A 15,974-nucleotide genomic window follows, 5' to 3' on the forward strand; every position below is an offset into this window, starting at 1 on the left:
CGGGAGCCCGTACCTGAGTAGGGACTGAGTACCCGCGCTCATGTCCGGCCCGGTGACGGGGAGCACACTCCGTGGCATGACGAACCTTCCGCCCCCGGCCGAGGAGCTGCGGCTCCTCGACGCCGAGTTGTGGCACCTGGACGCCCGACGGGCCGTCCTGCTGCGGCGCCGTGCCTGGCTGCTCGACACGCTGCGGGCCGCGTCCGCGGCCGGAGGCGGCTGGGTCCACGGGACCGTGCCGCCCGTGTGGCCGGTGCGGGACGCCGCCGCACACCGGCCGGAGACCACCGCGCCCGGCGTGCAGAACGTGCTGCTGGTCCTCGGTGGCGTGCTCCTGACGGTCGCCGCGATCGCCTTCACCCTGGTCGGCTGGGGCCACATGGGGATCGTCGGACGGTCACTGGTGCTCGGCGCGGTGACCGTCGGCGCGCTGGGTGCGCCGGTGCTGCTGCTGCGGCGCGGACTGGAGTCCACGGCCGAGGCGGTCGCCTGCCTCGGACTCGCCCTGACCGTGCTCGACGCCTACGCACTGCGCGAAGTGGTGTGGACCGGCACGGACGCGCCGACGTACGCGGCCGCCGCGTCGGCGCTGCTGGCGGGAGCCTGGGCCGCCTACGGGCCGGCCGTGTCCGCCCTGGTGCCGGCGGCCGCTCACGGCGACGGGGACGGGAACGCGGATCAGGACGGTGCCCGGGGTGAGGACGGGACCGGCGCCGAGGGCCGCGGGCCGGGACGGGCCGTGCTCCGTCTCCCCCTGCCGCTGGCGACGGCCACCGCCCATCTCCCCCTGCTCCTGTGGGCGCTGGCCGCCGGCGCGGGTGCCCACACGGTCACGGCCGCTCTGCTGGCCACCGCGGCGGCCGGCACCGCCGTCGCGCTGCGGGCACCGGCGCTGCCGGTCCGGATCGTCGCGGTCGTCGGCTCGCTCTGCACCGGCGCGGTGGGGGTCGTCTCGGCGGGCGTGCTCGGGTGGAGCGCGGACGGTCCGGGCACCGCCGCGCGGTCGGCGGTGCTGCTGGTCCTCGCCGCGGCCGTCGCCCTGGTGGCGGCCCGGTCCGTCCGGGAGTCCGGTGTCACCGTGGCCGCCGCGACCGCCGCGGGGCTGTGCGCGGTCGCCGGAGCGGGCGGGGTACTGCGGGCGTCGCTGCCGGCAGTGTGGATGGTGCCGGGGTACCTGGTCTGCGGTGCGGCTCTGCTCGCGGCCGTGCGGACACCCCTTGACCGGGCGTCCCGCCGGGGGCTCGTACTCGCCTCGCTGGCGGTCCAGGGCCTCGCGGTGCTGTGGTCCGTGCCGCTGGTCGCCGGGACGCTCATCGGTCCGGTGACCGGGCTGGAGCGGCCCTGGTCCGGTGTGCCGCGTGACTTCCGGGCCGCCGTGTTCCAGGACGTGCCCTGGCCCCCCGACGCGGCCACCGTGCCGCTCGTCCTCGCCGTCGTCGCGGGCGCCCTGACGGTGGTGGCCCGGCGCCGCGCGCAGGAGTGGCCGCTCGCGGCGGTGGGGGCGATCGTCTCGGGCTGGGCGACGCTGCTGGTCCTGCCGGGCGTGCTGGAACTGCCCTACGGCGCGGGCCTGGTGGTGCAGGGTGCCCTGGTCGTGGCCGCGCTGGGTGGTGCGGAGCGGGCCCGTCGTGCGGCCGGCGGCACGTCGCCGCTGATGCTCACGGCCATGGTGCTGGCCCTGGTCACCTCCGTCGCTCTCGTCCTGGTCTCGCTGGCTTCGGAGCCGGTGACGATCGGCGTGCTCGTGGCGGCGACCCTCGGGTTCGGCGCCGCCGCCGCGCGCCCGGGGTTCGGCCCGTTCGCCGCGCCCGCCGCCTTCGTCCACGCCACCGCGTTGGCCTGCGCGATCGGGGCGTCCGCCGGTTGGCAGCCGCCGCAGACCGCGCTGCTGGTCCTGCTCGTGCCCGCCGTCGCGGCCCTCGTGGCGGCCCGCCCGGTGGGCCGGGCCACGGCCGTGTCCGTCGAAGGGGCGGGCGCGGCGGCGGGGCTGCTCGCCCTCGCCCTGGCCGCGACCGACCCGCCGATGCTGGCGCTGGTGCTCTCCCTCTGCGGACTCGTGGCGGCCGGGGCCGCGCTCCGCCCGGACCGGCGGCCGGCCGCCCATGTCGCCGCCGTGCTGCTCCTGCTCGCCACCTGGGTGCGGTGGGCGGCCTGGGACGTCACCACTCCGGAGGCCTACACCCTGCCGGTGACCGTGCCCGCACTCGTCGTCGGCTTCCTGAGGCGCCGCCGCGACCCTGACCTCTCCTCCTGGCCCGCATACGGCGCCGGCCTGGCCGTCACCGCCGTGCCGAGCCTGCTCATGACGTGGGGCGACCCGCACTGGCTCCGGCCCCTGCTGCTCGGTACCGCGGCCCTGGCCGTCACCCTGGCCGGAGCCCGCCACCGGCTCCAGGCGCCGCTCGTCCTCGGGGGGACCGTGCTCGCCCTGGTGGCACTGCACGAACTCGCCCCGTACGCCGCCCAGGTCGTCGGCGCGCTGCCCCGGTGGGCGCCTCCCGCTCTGGCCGGACTGGTACTGCTCGCCCTGGGCGCCACCTACGAGCAGCGCCTGCGCGACGCGCGGCGGGTACGGGAGGCTCTCGGGCGGCTCCACTAGCGCCTGTCCGACGGGCCCGGGAGCCCCGTCGCGCCCCGGCGGACGCGGCGGCGGTCACTGGAAGGGACGGCTCCGGTACCGGTCCCCCGCGCCGGTACCGGAGCCGCCCGTGCCGGCTACGGGGCCATCTCGTAGGCGCCGGACAGCGCCTCGACCCGCTCCCAGACGCGCGCCGAGCGCGCCTCGTCGACGACGGGCCGCCGGACGGCGCCGAGGGCCCAGTCCTGCTGGAGCCGCGTGGCGGAGTCCTTGCCGTGGAGCTCCACCGCGTGGTGCGAGAAGTCGCGGACGAGGACGGCGAACAGCTCGTCGATCACGTCCTCGTCGAGGCCGGTCCGCTCGGCCTGTTCCAGGATCAGCTGACCGTGCACGACGAGGGCGAACAGCTGCCCCACGGAGAGCAGCAGGTCCAGGTCGCGGCTCTGCTGCTCGTCGGGTGCCGCGGTGGTGACGAACGCGCACAGGGCGTCGGCCTGTTCCCGGAAGCGGGCCACGTTCGGCACCCCGGCGTAGGTGTCGAAGGCGGTGCGCCAGTCGTGGAACCGGATGGAGCCGAGCCCGCGGGCCGGTCCCTGCCGGAAGAGGAAGGTGTCGTCGTCCGCGTCGAGACGGGTCGGCACCGGCGGGTGCTCCACCGGGTCGAGGAGGTGGTTGCGCAGGAACTTCAGGATGAGCGCCAGGTTGACGTGGACCGTGCCCTCGAGCTTGGGCAGGCTCCGGATCTCGACCGCGGCCTGGGCGAAGTAGGTGTCCTTCTCGAACCCCTTGGCGGCGATGACGTCCCACATCAGGTCGATGACCTTCTCGCCCTCGGTGGTGACCTTCATCTTGGTCATCGGGTTGAAGAGCAGGTAGCGGCGGTCGTCAGGCCCGGCGGACCGGAAGTAGTCGACGGCCCGGTCGCTGAACAGCTTCATGCCGACCAGGCGGACGTAGGCGTCGATCAGCTCGCGCCGGACGTGCGGGAAGGCGGTGACGGGGCGGCCGTACAGGATGCGGTGGCGGGCGTGGGTGACGGCCTCGTACATGGCGTGTTCGCAGATGCCGATCGAGGCGGTGCACAGGTTGAACTTGCCGACGTTGACGGTGTTCAGGGCGGCGTCGAAGGCGGCCCGCCCGGTGTGCAGCACGTCCTGGGGCCCGACCGGGTAGTTCTCCAGGCGGAACTCGCTGACGTACTTGGAGGAGTCGACGACGTTCTTGACCAGGCGGTAGTCGGGGTGACGGCTGTCTGCGGCGAAGAAGACGTAGCCCTCCGGCCCCTCGACGTCGGTGCGGCGGCCGAACACCGACACGAGCCCGGCGGCGTTGCCGTTGCCGATGTAGTACTTGGAGCCGGTCGCCCGGAAGCCTCCCTCCCCGTCGGGTTCCAGCAGCATGTCGGTGGAGTAGATGTCGGCGCCGTGGCTCTTCTCGGAGAGGCCGAACGCGAACACCTCGCCCCGGGAGAGCAGTTCGGCCGCCCGGGCGCGGGCGTCGGCGTTGTCGCTCTGCCAGACGGGGCCGAGGCCGAGGATGGTGACCTGCCAGGCGTACCAGTAGTCGAGGCCGTAGAACCCGAGGATCTCGTTGAGGGCGGCGATGCGGGCGGTGTCCCAGCGCTGGTCCGGCCGGTCGCCGTCGGCCGCGGGGGTGAGGAAGGTGGCGAAGAGGCCTTCCTTCGCTGCGAAGGCGAGGAAGTCCTCCAGCCACGCGCGCGAGCGGTAGTCGTCGATCAGCCTGCGCTTGCCGCGCGCCTCGAACCAGTCGACCGTGGCACGCAGCAGCCTGCGCGTCTCCGGGTCGAAGTGCGCCGGGTCGTAGGTGCGGGGGTTGAACAGGAGCTGGTCGGCCATGAGGGGTGCCTTCCGGGGATCGGGTCGGACGTGCCCGACGGATACGGGCGGGACGGGAAACGGGGTGGGTGCGGGCGGCGTTCGGCGTCAGCCCCGGCCGCCGGGCGGTGCGGCGCGGAGTCTGTGCAGGGTGTCGAGGACGTCGTCGAGCCACGCGATGGTCATCCGCTCGAAGGCGATGCCGCCGCGCAGCACGACGTGCTGGAGCTCCCGGCCGACGTCGAGCGACCGCGGTGGGCCGGGGGCGCCGAAGTCCCTTGCCTCGCCGGCGAGGTAGCGGCGGAGGCGGTCGTCGTGTGCCTCGCGGTGGCGTTCGACCTCGGTGATGAGCGCGGACGGATCGCCGAAGGCCGCGCCGCGGATCTTCACGGCCAGCTCGTGCCGGATGCTCTCCGGCTGGACCGGCTCGTGCAGCCACGCGGCGAGTGCCGCGCGGCCCGGCGGCGCGACGGAGTACTCCTTCTTGTCCGGTGCCCCCCGCTGTGCCACTTCGCGGACGTCCAGCAGGCCGTCCGCCTCCATGCGCCTGAGCACGCGGTAGATCTGCTGGTGGGTCGCGGTCCAGAAGTACCCGATGGACCGTTCGAAGCGGCGCGCGAGTTCGTAGCCCGAGCCAGGTTGTTCCAGCAGGGAGACGAGGATCGCGTGTTCGAGCGCCATGCTCCGGATCCTTCTATGCAACTTGTTGCATAGACAAGCCGCCGAGCTGTGATGAGACACGCCTCACTCGCCGGTTCGCGCGATTTGCACCTTTCTCCATGATCGACGCTCCCGTCCAGGAGGAAGGCGGCTGCCGGGGGGCACCGCCGGGGGGACGACAACATGTCGCGACTTCAGGAACAGCCGCGTACCCGCGGCTCCGGCCGGCCGCGCCCGCTGACCCGACGCGTCGTCGCGGTGCTGGGCCGCTGCCTCGCCGGTGTCACGGCGGTCACGGCGTGCGGCGGCGGTGACGGCTCGGGAACGGCGGGCTCCACCACGAGCACGAGCAGCACGCCCGCGACGGTCGCGACCGGCTCCGAGCCGGCCATCGACACCCCGCTGGAGGCCGGGACGACACCCACCGATCCCGAGCCCACGTTCACGGAGAGAGCGAACCCGACGAGGACACGTACGGGACGGACACGGAGACCGGGACGGAAAGGGCCACCGACGACGTGTCCGGCGAGACGGGCGGTGTACCGCACGGCGAATGGACCGGTACCGCGCTCGTCACCGTGGACTTCGCCGACCCGGGACGCGCCGCCGATCCCCGGTCCTACGAACTCCCCGCCACGCTGATCATCGACGATCCGACGGGGAGTCCGTCGAAATCGCCTACTGGTCACTGTCCGACGACGGGGACGGCTCGTTCTCCGGCCGGCTGACCGACACGGCCTCCGCCGCGGGGCGGTGCCGTCGAACGGGACCCGGAGCTCCGCCCGGCGCCTCGGCGGCGGAAGCGGACCGCTGAACCTTGCCGGACCTCAGGAACGGCGACCAACCCGGGACCTCTGGCGTCCACGGGCCACCCGGGGCTTCCTGCGCTGTTCACGGTGTTTCTCACACCGTGTGAAGCACTGCCGGTCGAACGCGGGCCTCAGGATCGCTCGGCGCGGTAGAGACCCCGGCCGGACCTGCGGATACGGGACGCACCCACGAGGCGGTCGAGCGTGCTGCGGACCGCGTTGATGCTGCCGCTGTCACTGTCCCGGCCCAGGGCCGCCGCGACGTCACGGGCGCGCACGTCCACGTCGCCGACATTGGCGAAGTAGTCGAGGATCTGCTCGGTCAGCCTGCCGTAGCCGCGCTGGTCCGGCTCCGCGCCGGTCCCGGAGGGGCGCTGCTTCCCGGTGGCCCGGCGTCCCGACCGCCGGTCGGCGGGTGTCCGCGTCGCGTCCGGGCCGGGGGCCTGCGCGGGAGCGGTCCGGGCCGCGGTCTCCTCGGCGGGTGCCGCTGCCGCCGGTGCACCGGAAACGGCAGGCGCCTCGGCGGCCGACGGGGCCCGCATCAGCACCTCGAGCGCGCTGAGCGCCCGCTGGACGGAGCCGAGATGGGCCACCACCGCCGCCAGTTCCCTCTCCAGTGCCTGCTTCTGGAGTTCGAGGCGCGCCAGGTCTTCCTGCAGACTCTCAGCGGTGACCTCGATGTTGTGCGCGGCGCCGGTTGCCGAGACCATGTGTTCCTCTCATCCTCGACTCTTCCCCGGCCATCATAGGCCGCGGCCGAACTCCAGGTTCCCTTGACAGGCGTCGAGAGGATGCCTCATCAATTGTTGCCACTGTTGGGACGTCAACGCAACAGGCGTGCGGTACATCCTGTGCAGCCTTTCCGAGACCGCCGCCATGCGTGTGTCGATCAAGTGGATCGCCTCCTGGAGCATGCGTATCCGCGCCTCCAGCAGAGCTGACTCGGCTGCCAGGGAGACACTGACGACAGCGGGATCGGGGGTCTGACCGGGGTCTGCGGGCATGGTGCGTCCTTCATTGCGGCTGGGCCTGGGTGCGCTGCAGAAGCGTAGGCGGGCCCGGTGGCCCGGCGACACCGGTACGGCGTGAGGAAACACCATCACCGCCATCCGTCACAAGATGAACATTCGCCCTGTCATAAGGGCGAAAGCCGCACACAGGCTCTCTGCCGGACCACGGCATCACCGTCGCCCGGGCACACCAGTGGCTCGGCCGATCAACCCCGAAGAGGTTTCCCCATGAACCGTCGTTCCCTCCTCCGGCGTGTCCGCATGCCGCTCTCCCTGGCGGTCACCGCCGGCGGTGCCGCGGCGCTGCTCGCCACGTCGGTCGCCCCGGCCGGTGCGGACAGCGGACCGTCCTCGCCGCACCGCAAGCCCACCGTCGTACTGGTGCACGGCGCTTTCGCCGACTCCTCCAGCTGGGACGGGGTCGTGAAGGAGCTCAAGCGTGACGGCTATCCGGTGGTCGCCGCCGCCAACCCGCTGCGCGGGCTGAGCACCGACGCCGCCTATGTCAGGCAGGTCGTGGCCGGCATCGACGGGCCGGTGATCCTCGTCGGGCACTCCTACGGCGGTGCGGTCATCAGCAACGCGGCCCGGGGCGCCGACAACGTGAAGGCACTGGTCTACGCCGCCGCCTTCATGCCCGACGAGGGGGAGAGCGCGCTGCAGCTGGCGTCGAAGTACCCCGGCAGCTCGCTGGGGCAGGCCCTGCACCCGGTCCCGATCACGCACCCCGACGGCACCGAGGACGCGGACCTCTACATCCAGCAGCCCAAGTTCCGCGACCAGTTCGCCGCGGACGTGGCACGGAGCACCGCCGATCTCATGGCGGTGGCCCAGCGGCCCGTGACCAACTCCGCGCTGGAGGAGGCCTCGGGGGAGCCCGCCTGGAAGACGATCCCGTCCTGGGCGCTCGTGGCCACCGAGGACCTCAACATCCCTGCGAAGACGCAGCGCTTCATGGCCGAACGGGCCGGGGCCCGCACGGAGGAGGTCCGGGCGTCGCACGCGGTGGCGGTGTCCCAGCCCGACGACGTCGCCCGGCTCATCGGGAAGGCGGCACGGACGGTCCGATGACCGGCCCGTGATCCGGGAGGGCGGAGTGGCGCGGGATCGCCGCTCCGCCCTCTCGCTGCGCCGCCGGCCGGGTCGGCGGGCCGGCCACGGGGACGGAACAGTGGCAGGAGACGACAGAAGGAGGTGGCCCCTGCGGACAGGGGCCACCTCACTGCGGACGGGTCACGACTGCGGGTAGGTCACGCCTGCGTGGCGAACCAGTCCGCGAACCGGGTCTCGGCGATGTGGGCGTCGGGGCCGGGCAGGAGGGTGGTCTCCTGGAGTTCGGCGCCGAAGTACGGGGCGTGCGGGTCCGTCACCACCGTACGGGGGTCGTTCTGGGCGGCGAGGGCGTCGCGCAGGAGCTCGTCCAGCTGGAAGGCCTCGGGGCCCGCCACCTCCACGACGCCGTTGACCGGAGCCCCGGTGGCCGCGCGGCCCACGGCGGCGGCCACCTCCTCGGCGGCGATGGGCTGGATCCCGACAGGGGCGAGGTGCACCGTGTCGCCGACCGTCGACGACGCCGCGATGCCGGCCATGAACTCGAAGAACTGCGTGGCGTGGACGATGGAGTAGGGGATTCCCGACTCCTTGATCAGCTCCTCCTGTGCCACCTTGGCGCGGAAGTAGTCGCTCTCGGGGAGCCGTTCGGTGCCCACCACGGACAGGGCGACGTGATGGGTCACTCCGGCCTCCGCCTCTGCTTTGAGGAGGTTGGTGGTCGAGGTGCGGAAGAACTCCATGACGGCGTCCTTCTCGAAGGACGGGGAGTTCGAGACGTCGACCACGACGTCGGCACCCCGCAGAACCTCGGCGAGCCCCTCGCCGGTCAGTGTGTTGACGCCGGTGTTGGGCGCGGCGGGGACGGCTTCGTGGCCGTGCTCCGTGAGCTTGGCGACCAGCTTGGAGCCGATGAGGCCGGTGCCTCCGACGACTACGACCTTCATGATGTCCGTCCTCTCGATACGTCTTCTCGTAAGGGGTGCGGGGCACGCCCGGAAGGCGGTCCGCCCGGCCCGGTCTCATCCCTCACCAGGAAGGACCGGACGGCGGCCGCGCGTGTGACACGGGGACCGGAACGCAGAGCGCGACCCGCGACCCGCGGAATGCCGGAGGGCTGAACGCGCGGGAGCTTTCCGCCTATTCGACCAGCTTTCCTTCGGCGGACACCTCCTCCATCAAGGTCGCGATGTCCTCGGGGATCGGCGCGATGCTCTCGTGGGTGATTCCGGCCGTCGGGGACCACACCAGGTTGACCCGCAGTGCGGGGTCCGTGTCCGGGTGGTCGCTGCGGTTGTGGCAGCCTCGGGTCTCGCGGCGTTCGAGGGCCGCCTCCAGGGTGGCCCGGGCCGCGAGGGCGGCGGACTTCAGGTCGAAGGCGTGCGCGAGGTCCTGGAAGCCGGCGATGTCCGGGTGGACGCCGACGTCCTCCATGCGCTTCTCGATCACGCCGAGTTCTTCCAGCCCGGCCCGCAGCCCCTGCTCGTCGCGGACGACACCGGCGTGCTCGGTCATGGTGTTGCGGATGGCGCGCTGCAGGGCGCGTACGTTCTCCGGCCCGTCCGCGGCGAGCAGGTCGTCGACCTCCGCGCGCGCGAGTGCCACCGCTGCCGCCGAGCGCGGCTGCGCGGTCAGCGCCTCGGAGTAGGCGGCCGCCGCCCGTCCCGTGATGCGGCCGAAGACCAGCAGCTCGATGAGGCTGTTGCCACCCAGACGGTTGGCGCCGTGCAGTCCGCTGGACGCCTCACCGATGGCGTACAGGCCGCGTACGTCGGTGCTGTGGTCCTCGTGCCTGACCCAGACCCCGCCCATCGAGTAGTGCGCCGTCGGCGCTATCTCGATCGGCTCGCGGGTGATGTCCAGCATCTGCAGGTCCAGCAGCGTCTGGTACACCCGGGGCAGCCGGTTCATGATCGTCTGCCGGGGCAGGTGGGAGACGTCGAGCCAGACGCCGCCCTTGTCCGTGCCGCGGCCTTCCTTGATCTCGGTGTAGGAGGCGAGGGCGACCCGGTCGCGCGTGGACAGCTCCATGCGTTCGGGGTCGTAGCGGTTCATGAAGCGTTCGCCGAGGGCGTTGCGCAGGATGCCGCCCTCGCCCCGTGCGGCCTCGCTGACGAGGGTGCCGGCCGCGTTCTCCGGCTCGATGATGCCCGAGGGGTGGAACTGGACCAGCTCGGGGTCGCGCAGCCGGGCTCCGGCCTCGACGGCCAGCCGGAAGGAGTCACCGGTGTTCTCGTCGCGCCGCGAGGACGTACGCCGCCAGATGCGGGTGTGCCCGCCCGCCGCCAGGATGACCGCGTCGGCGTGGATGAGGTAGCGCTGTCCGTCCGTGAGCCCGAAGCCGTAGGCCCCGAACACGGCGCCGTCGTGCACCAGGAGCCGGGTGATGTACACGCCGTCGAGCACGGGGATCCGGAGCTGGTCGGCACGCCGGATGAGCGTGCGCTGGATCTCCAGGCCGGTGTAGTCGCCGGCGAAGGCGGTGCGCCGGAACTTGTGCGCGCCGAAGAAGCGCTGGGAGATGCGGCCGTCGTCCTCCCTGGCGAAGGCCATGCCGTAGCGCTCCAGGTCGTCGATGCCCAGGGCGGCGCCCTTGGTGACGATCTCCACGGTCCGAGGGTCGGCGAGCAGGTAGCTCTCCTTGAGGGTGTCCGCCGCGTGCTGCTGCCAGCTGTCCTCGGGGTCCATGGTGGCCAGCGCCGCGTTGATGCCGCCCGCGGCGAGGGCCGTGTGGGCGTCCTCCTTGGCACGCTTGCCGACGGCCAGGACGTCCATCCCGGCCTCCGCCAGTTCGATGGCGGCCCGGAGGCCGGCGCCACCCGTACCGATCACGAGCACCAACGTGGACAGACGTTGTTCGGTGAGAGCCATGTTTGTTCCGATCACTTGGGTCGTCTTCCAGTACGACCGGTCGATCGGGCCGTTTGTGACACCGTGTGCGCGGGCGCGGCCGACGAGCCCCGACCGAGGGCTCAGCCGCTCGACGACGCCACGTAGGACGACAACTTGTCCGGGTTCATCACCCACATGAGCCGGTCGATGCCCTGCGCCGACGCGTCGATGCAGAGCAGGGCCACGGCCTCTCCCCCGGACCGGACGAGCACGGCCGGGCGATCGTTGGCCTCGACCCAGCTGACGTCGGACCGCGGCCAGAAGCGGGGTGCGAAGGCGGCGAGGTACTTGGAGACGTGCGGACGCCCGACCACCGGGATCCGGGACGCTCCACGGATGCCTCCGCCGTCCGTGTAGCTGACGACGTCCGCCGCCAGGACCCGCTCCAGGGTCTCGAGGTCGCCCGTCTGCGCCGCGGTGAGGAACACCTCCAGAAGACGCTGGTGCTGGGACCGGCTCACCTGCTCGCGGCGTTCGGTGGCGAGGTGTTTGCGGGCCCGGCTCACCAGCTGGCGGGTGTTGCCCTCGCTCGTCTCCAGGATGGCGGCCACCTGCTTGTAGGGGTAGTCGAAGGCTTCTCGCAGGACATAGGCGGCCCGTTCCACGGGGTTGAGTCGCTCCAGCAGGAGAAGCACCGCCATCTCGACGGCCTCCGCCCGTTCCGCCCCCACCTGCGGGTCCGAGCTGGTGTCGACGGGCTCGGGGAGCCAGGGGCCGACGTACGCCTCACGCCGGACCCTGGCGGACTGGGCCGTGTTGATCGCTAGGCGGGTGGTCACGGTGGCCAGGAAGGCGGCCGGCTCGACGATGTCCGTGCGGTCGGCCTTCTGCCACCTCAGCCACGCTTCCTGCAGCACGTCCTCGGCCTCGACGGCGCTGCCCAGTACGCGGTAGGCGATTCCGAAGAGCCGCGGCCGCGCCTCGAGGAACCGCCGTGTCGCCTCGTCGAGAGAGCCGGGGCCGTCGACTGCGTGCATGGTGCCCCCTTCGGCACAGCTACCGGCCATGCTACAACCGGCCCGCCGGGAGCGCCGGGCGGGAAACGGGGGCCGGTCGCACGCGCCCGCGGACCGTCCCACCGGTCGCCGGCCGGGCCGCCGGCGGCCAGCCGGGTCCCTGCCGTGCCCCGCCCTGTCCCGCCCTGTCCCGCGGGCCTCGCCCCTGCCGTGCTCCGGGTGCGGCGGGAGCCTCGCTGTCACAGATCGGCGGCCTGCCCGGTCCTGGTTCCAGCACAGCGATACGACGCCCCTCCACGGGTGAGAGAGGTACATCATGATGCTGACCCGCCGCCGGGATCCGTCGGCTCCGTCGCAGCGCACCGGCTCCGGCGAGGGTGACCCGAGAGGCCCGGAGCCGGTGGGCCTGGACGCCCTCCCCCGTACCGTGGCCGTGGTGGTGGGCGCCGGTGGCGTGCTCGGAGCGGCTCATGTGGGTGTGGGGCACGCCCTGGAGCAGCGCGGATTCCGACCGGACATGATCATCGGCACCTCGGTGGGCGCACTGAACGGGGCCATAGCGGCGGCGCATCCCGACCGGGCCGCCCCGTGGCTGGAGCACGTGTGGACCGAACTGCGCCGCCGCGACGTGTACCAGCTCGGTCTCCCGTCCTCGCGGGCCGGCATCTTCACGGACCGGGGCCTGCGCCGCCTGATCGCCCGGGCCGGGCTGCCGTCGCGGATCGAGCGCTTGGCGGTGCCGTTCACGGCGGTGGCGATGGACCTGGTCACCGGTGCTCCGGCACTTCTCGACCACGGTGACCTCGAGACCGCCCTGCTCGCGAGCGCGGCCATCCCGGGCATCCTCCCCCCGGTCGACCGCGAGGGCCGCACCCTCGTCGACGGCGGGTTGATCGCGTACGTTCCGGTCCTGGCGGCCTTGCGGGCGGGGGCGGCCAGCGTGGTGGTGGTGCCGACCGGCCCGGAGAGCTCACCGCTGCCGCAGACCACGCCGCCCCCGCGGGCGGGTGCCATCGCGTCGCGGGTCGGCCTGGTGCTCGTGCACCGTCAGATCGAACGGGACCTCGCCGAGGTGTCCCGCCGGGTGCCGACCGTCGTCCTGCCGACCGGGACGGACGTCTGGCCCGCCCCGTGGGACTTCCGCCACAGCCGGCGGCTCATCGACGCCGCCGCCACGACGGCCGGACGCTTCATCGACGGCCTGCGGGTCAGCGGGCCGGGCCTGTACCGGGCCGATCAGGCCCCGGCCGGCCCCGCCGTCACCGAGCCGGAACCGGCCGCGTCGACCGTGACCGGGTGGGCACCGCACCGCATCGCTGCGAGGGCCGGCCTGTGAGTACCATCGCGTTCCTCAACATCGGCATGCACGGGCACATCAACCCGACGCTGCCCGTCGCGGCCGAACTGGTCCGGCGTGGCCACACCGTCACGTACCACACGTCCCCCGCGTTCCGTGAGGAGATCGCGGCCACCGGTGCGACCGTGCGCCTCTACCCGGGCGGCGACCAGCCGCTCCCGGACCCGCCGACGCCCGTCACGTTGGTCGAGGCCCTGGCGCGCACCGCACTCGGTCTGCTTCCCGCCGTCCTCGCCGACCTGCGCGGCGACCGGCCCGACCTGATCGTCCACGACAGCGCCTGCCTGTGGGGCGCGCTCGCCGCCCGTGAGCTGGGCGTGCCGGCCGCGTCGTCGTTCACCACGTTCGCCTACAACCGCCACGTGCCCAGCCCCACCCGCGGCTCACGGGAGCTGCTGACCGCGGCGGCGGCCCGCCCCCGCAGCCTCCTCGGCTACGCGGCGGCACGGCTGGCGCTGCACCGCCGCTACGCCACGTCGGGGGTGCCCCTGCTCGACCTGGCCGACATACGGCAGCCGCTGAACCTCGTGTACACCTCGCGGGCCTTCCAGCCCGCCGTCGAGGAGTTCGACCGGTCCTACCGGTTCGTCGGCCCCAGCATCGGCGCCCGGCCGGACGACCCGTCCTTCCCGTCCGACCGGCTCCGGGACCCGGTGCTGTACGCCTCGTTGGGCACGGTCTTCAACGCCGACCCGCGGCTGCTGCGCACCTTCGCCACGGCGCTCGCCCCCCTGGGAGGGACGGTGGTGGTCTCCACCGGCCAGACCGACCCGGCGGCGCTGGGCGCCCTGCCCGTCAACGTGATCGTCCGCCGCTCCGTGCCGCAGCTGGAGGTGCTGGACCGTGCGGCGCTGTTCGTCACCCACGGTGGGATGAACAGTGTCAACGAGGCCATGTTCGCGGGTGTCCCGCTGCTGGTCGTCCCGCAGGGCGCCGACCAGCCGATGGTGGCCCGCCGCGTCGTGGAGCTCGGAGCGGGCCTGTCGATCCGCACGGAGAACGTCACCGAGGACTCGGTGCGCGGTGTCGCCCGGCGCCTGCTGGAGGACTCCCGGTTCCCGGCGGCCACGGCCGGTCTGCGGGCCACTCAGCGTGAGGCGGGCGGGTACTGGCGGGCCGCCGACGAACTGGAGCGGTACCTGCGTCCGGACGGCCCGGCCGCTCCCCCGGCCCCCGTCCCTCCGCAGGAGGCTTGAACGATGCCGCCTGTCGTCGTCACCCTGCTGGTGCTCGCCGGGCTGTCGGAGGCCCTCGGGCGCGTCACGCCCGTCGCGGTGGGCCGACCCGGTGTGCCCCGCAGGCGGATCGTCCGGCTGTTGCTGGCCGGCGCGGTCGTCGAGGGTGCCGTGTTCGCGCTCTGGCCGCTGACGGCCTGGACCCTGGCCGAACTCCTGCTGTCCTCGCCGCCTCCCGGTGGCGGGCTGGAGTGGACCCCCGGCCTGCTCGTCCCCCTGGCCCTCTCGGCCGTGCTCGCGTTCCCCCTGCTCGGGCCCCTGCTCCACCTCCTGCTCTTCGTCGGGGTGGGCGCCGGTCTGACCGGTCCGCTGTCCGCGGAGACCGGTCTGGGCTGGTGGACCGCCGCCGGCTGCGTGGCCGTGGCCGGAGTGCTCCTCGGGGTCACGGTCGAAGGGGTACGGCGGCTGGTCGTGCGGATCAGCGCCACCGACGCGGTGGAGACGCCGTGAACGACTTCGTGCTCTGGGCCGTCGCCCTCGGGCCCGCCCTGCTCGCCGAGGGCCTGCTGGCCCGCTACGAGGTGCTGGCCTACGGTGCCGGCTGGCGGGACCCGATCACCGAGCTGCCGGAAGGCGTGCCGTACGCACGCGGCGCGGACCCGGACCGCCCCCCGGACGCCTACCTGGTCTATCTGGACGGGATCGGCAAGCGCCGGGTCCGTGACAGCCGGGACGGCGGCCAGTTGGTCAGGGCCGTGCTCGACGGGGCGCCGGAACTGCGGGTGCTGGGACAGGTCCAGCCGTACTCGCCGCTCGCCGACCCGCTGGCCGACCGGCCCGTGTGGTCGTGGCTGCGCCGGCGCGTGGGTCTGCTGCTCTTCCTGCACAACGTCATGCAGATCTTCGTGGCCGCCGACCACCGCTACCGGCCGCTGTACAACCGGGCCGTCGGTTCGCAGATCGCCACCCAGCTGCGGCTCGCCGGGTACCGGCCCGGCAGCGGCGTACCCGTGGTCCTGCTGAGCTACAGCGGCGGAGCGCAGGTGGCCACCGGCGCGGTCGGCGAACTGCACGAGCGGCTGGGCTGCCCCCTGCTGCTCATCATGTTCGGCGGCTTCCACAACGGCGCCAACGACCTCACCCGCGCCGAGCACGTACATCGGCTCACCGGTTCGGGCGACCGGATCGAGCGGGTCGGTACCTGGATGTTCCCGCAGCGCTGGCCGCTCCTCCGCGGCAGCGGCTGGAACCGGGCCGCCCGCGAGGGAAGGATCACCGTGCACCGCTTCGAGCCGGCCACGCACGTCGGGCCGCGGAGCTACATCAGCCGGACGGCTCTGCTGCCCGACGGCCGCAGTCATCTGACCCACACCGCCGACACCGTGGTCGCGCTGATCCGCGCGCACTGCCGCGGCCGTGCGGAGGAAGCACCGGGCCGGTGACCGGCTGAGCCCTCGGTGAGGTTCTCACCGAGGGCTCATGCGTGTCCGGGGCCGGGGTTCCCGGGTTCGTCGATCCCGAAGCGGGGCGTCCCCACGCTCCAGGTCCACCTGCTGGGGCACTCCGTCGGCCGACGGCGACCGGCGTTGCGGTGGCGGAAGCCGACATGACGCCACGCCCACGGGTGGAACACACCGTCGGCGTGGCGGGTG

Annotated in this window: 13 protein-coding genes; 6 read left to right on the top strand and 7 right to left on the bottom strand. The window is 73.2% G+C overall.

Annotation, left to right across the window (positions count from 1 at the left end; genetic code table 11):
• The first annotated feature begins 76 nt into the window (after positions 1 to 76).
• Positions 77 to 2,599 carry an SCO7613 C-terminal domain-containing membrane protein gene (locus ACZ6EG_RS06060; RefSeq protein WP_469601993.1) on the top strand — a complete coding sequence of 841 codons (2,523 nt, stop codon included), beginning with the start codon at positions 77 to 79 and terminating at the stop codon, positions 2,597 to 2,599.
• Positions 2,600 to 2,715: 116 nt separating this feature from the next.
• Here the strand turns inward: ACZ6EG_RS06060 and ACZ6EG_RS06065 are convergent, their stop codons facing one another.
• The 4 genes from ACZ6EG_RS06065 to ACZ6EG_RS06080 form a co-directional block, all read right to left on the bottom strand.
• Positions 2,716 to 4,434: an acyl-CoA dehydrogenase family protein gene (locus tag ACZ6EG_RS06065; RefSeq protein ID WP_391968826.1), complete on the bottom strand. Its 1,719-nt coding sequence runs from the start codon at positions 4,432 to 4,434 to the stop codon at positions 2,716 to 2,718.
• A gap of 87 nt (positions 4,435 to 4,521) precedes the next feature.
• Positions 4,522 to 5,094, bottom strand: coding sequence for a PadR family transcriptional regulator (locus ACZ6EG_RS06070; protein WP_469601997.1), 573 nt, complete (start codon positions 5,092 to 5,094; stop codon positions 4,522 to 4,524).
• A 173-nt stretch (positions 5,095 to 5,267) separates the two neighbouring features.
• Complete coding sequence (locus ACZ6EG_RS06075; RefSeq protein ID WP_469602001.1) at positions 5,268 to 5,519, bottom strand: hypothetical protein; 252 nt, start codon at positions 5,517 to 5,519, stop codon at positions 5,268 to 5,270.
• A 494-nt stretch (positions 5,520 to 6,013) separates the two neighbouring features.
• Positions 6,014 to 6,592 carry a hypothetical protein gene (locus tag ACZ6EG_RS06080; protein ID WP_469602004.1) on the bottom strand — a complete coding sequence of 193 codons (579 nt, stop codon included), beginning with the start codon at positions 6,590 to 6,592 and terminating at the stop codon, positions 6,014 to 6,016.
• A gap of 528 nt (positions 6,593 to 7,120) precedes the next feature.
• Between ACZ6EG_RS06080 and ACZ6EG_RS06085 the strand changes: the two genes are divergently transcribed.
• A complete protein-coding gene (locus ACZ6EG_RS06085) occupies positions 7,121 to 7,963 on the top strand; it encodes an alpha/beta fold hydrolase (protein WP_469602007.1) in 843 nt (280 codons plus the stop codon).
• A gap of 179 nt (positions 7,964 to 8,142) precedes the next feature.
• On the opposite strand, the gene ACZ6EG_RS06090 is transcribed toward ACZ6EG_RS06085, so the two are convergent.
• The 3 genes from ACZ6EG_RS06090 to ACZ6EG_RS06100 all read right to left on the bottom strand — a co-directional run bounded on the left by ACZ6EG_RS06090 (position 8,143) and on the right by ACZ6EG_RS06100 (position 11,811).
• Entirely contained in the window at positions 8,143 to 8,889 is a 747-nt protein-coding gene (locus ACZ6EG_RS06090; RefSeq protein WP_469602010.1) for an SDR family oxidoreductase, read from the bottom strand.
• Positions 8,890 to 9,082: 193 nt separating this feature from the next.
• Positions 9,083 to 10,813: an FAD-binding protein gene (locus ACZ6EG_RS06095; RefSeq protein WP_469602013.1), complete on the bottom strand. Its 1,731-nt coding sequence runs from the start codon at positions 10,811 to 10,813 to the stop codon at positions 9,083 to 9,085.
• 101 nt (positions 10,814 to 10,914) lie between these two features.
• Positions 10,915 to 11,811, bottom strand: coding sequence for an RNA polymerase sigma-70 factor (locus tag ACZ6EG_RS06100; protein ID WP_469602015.1), 897 nt, complete (start codon positions 11,809 to 11,811; stop codon positions 10,915 to 10,917).
• Between the two features lie 295 nt (positions 11,812 to 12,106).
• On the opposite strand from ACZ6EG_RS06100, the gene ACZ6EG_RS06105 reads away from it, so the two are divergent.
• Genes ACZ6EG_RS06105 through ACZ6EG_RS06120 form a run of 4 tightly spaced genes read left to right on the top strand, consistent with a single transcriptional unit; the run spans position 12,107 to position 15,764 of the window.
• Positions 12,107 to 13,126: a patatin-like phospholipase family protein gene (locus ACZ6EG_RS06105; RefSeq protein ID WP_469602018.1), complete on the top strand. Its 1,020-nt coding sequence runs from the start codon at positions 12,107 to 12,109 to the stop codon at positions 13,124 to 13,126.
• Positions 13,123 to 14,343, top strand: a complete 1,221-nt coding sequence (locus ACZ6EG_RS06110) for a macrolide family glycosyltransferase (protein ID WP_391968835.1) — start codon at positions 13,123 to 13,125, stop codon at positions 14,341 to 14,343. Before ACZ6EG_RS06105 ends, ACZ6EG_RS06110 begins: the two co-directional genes overlap by 4 nt.
• Before the next feature lie 3 nt (positions 14,344 to 14,346).
• On the top strand, positions 14,347 to 14,832 hold the full coding sequence (locus ACZ6EG_RS06115; protein WP_469602022.1) for a hypothetical protein: 486 nt from the start codon (positions 14,347 to 14,349) through the stop codon (positions 14,830 to 14,832).
• On the top strand, positions 14,829 to 15,764 hold the full coding sequence (locus ACZ6EG_RS06120) for a hypothetical protein (RefSeq protein ID WP_469602026.1): 936 nt from the start codon (positions 14,829 to 14,831) through the stop codon (positions 15,762 to 15,764). The genes ACZ6EG_RS06115 and ACZ6EG_RS06120 overlap by 4 nt, the downstream gene beginning before the upstream one ends.
• Positions 15,765 to 15,974: the final 210 nt, after the last annotated feature.

This window comes from Streptomyces sp. NPDC041968, from assembly GCF_055589025.1.